At 72.8% G+C, this 1934-nt stretch carries 1 protein-coding gene; it reads right to left on the bottom strand.

What is annotated here, in order from left to right:
- Positions 1 to 1934 (bottom strand): non-ribosomal peptide synthetase (locus tag ABD369_RS40440; protein WP_344641635.1); only part of this gene is annotated, 1934 nt, incomplete at both ends.

Below are 1934 nucleotides of genomic sequence, written 5' to 3'. Positions count from 1 at the left end.
ACCTGGCAGTTGGCGATCGGACGGCCGATGGGTACCGGCAGCGGGCAGTCGGCGGGGTCGGTCGGCAGCGGGTAGGCGGTGACCACATGGGTCTCGGCGGGGCCGTAGTGGTTGTGCAGTTCCCGGCCCGGCCGGCGGAGCTGGAAGCGGCGCAGCGCGCTGCCCAGCCGCATGGCCTCGCCGGCTTGGGCGATCAGCCGCAGGCTCGGCAGTGCCTGCCCGGCCTCCTCGGCGGCCTCCGCAAGCGCCTCGACCACCAGGTTGGGCGCGAACAGCTCCTCGACCTGGTGCCGGTCCAGCCACTGGGCCAGTAGCTCGGCGCTGCGGCGCTGCTCGTCGGTGGGGACCACCAGGGTCTTCCCGAACAGCAGCGCGGACAGCATCTCCTGCGCCGAGACGTCGAAGCTGATCGCGGTGAACTGCGCCGTGCGCGTGCCGGGTTCGCCGCCGACGGCGCGGTGGTGCCACCCGAGCAGGTTCACCAGGCCGGCTGCGGGCATCACCACGGCCTTGGGCCGGCCGGTGGAGCCGGAGGTGTAGATGACGTAGGCCGGGTGCCGCGCGTCCAGGGCGACGACCGGATCGGTCTCCGGCTGCTCCCCCGCCGGCGTGACGTCCGCCAGGTCGTCAAGCACGACCGCCGGCCGCGCGTCCTCCAGCATGTACGCGATGCGGGCGGCCGGGTAGTCCGGGTCGACCGGCAGGTAGGCGGCCCCGGTCTTGAGCACCGCGAGCACCGCGACCACCAGTTCGACCGAGCGCGGCAGCCGCACGGCGACAACCTGCTCCGGCCCCACCCCGCGCGCGATCAGCGCGTGCGCCAGCCGGTTGGCCCGGGCGTTGAGCTCGCGGTACGTCAGCACGGTGTCCTCGAACACCACTGCCTCGACCTGCGGGGTGGCCCGGACCTGGGCCTCGAAGAGGGCGGGCAGGCTGGTGGCGGGGGCCTCGGACGCGGTGTCGTTGCGCTCGACCAGCAGCTCGTGCCGCTCCTCGGCGGTGAGGACGTCGATTCGGCTCAACGGCCGGTCCGGCTCGGCCACCACTGCCGCCAGCAGGCGCAGCCACCGGTCGACCAGCGCCTCCACCGTCGCGTGGTCAAACAGGTCGGTGCTGTACTCGACCCGCCCGACGATGCCTTCGGCCGGCCCGCCGGTGCCGCCGCGCTCCAACAGGTGGAAGCCGAGGTCGAACATCGCCGTGGGCGTCCGCACCAGGACGATCTCGGCGGCCAGACCGCTCAGCGCGAACTCGGAGCGGGGCACGTTCTGCAGCGCCAGTAGCACCTGGAACAGGGGCTGGCGGGCGAGCGATCGGGACGGGTTGAGGGCCTCGACCAGGTGCTCGAACGGCAGGTCCTGGTTGGCGTACGCGGCCAGCGCGCTCTCGCGGACCCGGCCCAGCAGTTCGGCGAAGGTCGGGTCGCCCGAGGTGTCGGTGCGCAGCACCAGGGTGTTGACGAAGAACCCGACGAGGTCGTCCAATGCCTGGTCGGTTCGGCCGGCGATCAGGCTGCCGACCGGGATGTCTTCTCCCGCGCCCAGTTTGTGCAGCAGCGTCGCCAGGGCGGCCTGCAGCACCATGTACACGCTGGCGCCGTGCTCCCGGCCCAGGCCGACCAGTCCGGCGTGCAGCTCCGCGTCCAGCTCGATCGCCAGGTGCCCGCCACGGTAGGAGGTGGTCGCGGGGCGGGGCCGATCGACAGGAAGCCGGATCTGTTCCGGCAGCTCGGACAACTGCCCCTTCCAGTAGGACAGCTGACGTGTGAACAAGCTGTCCTGGTCGGCGGCCTCGCCGAGCAACTCGTGCTGCCACAGGGTGTAGTCGGCGTACTGCGCGGGCAGCGGCGCCCACTGCGGCTCCTCGCCCCGGCAGCGCGCCGCGTACGCGGTGGCCAGGTCGGCGGAGAGCGGGCCGAGCGACCAGCCGTCACC

The sequence above is a fragment of the Kitasatospora cystarginea genome, assembly GCF_039533515.1.
GTDB lineage: Bacteria > Actinomycetota > Actinomycetes > Streptomycetales > Streptomycetaceae > Kitasatospora > Kitasatospora cystarginea.
This window is presented reverse-complemented; position numbering and strand designations above follow the sequence as displayed.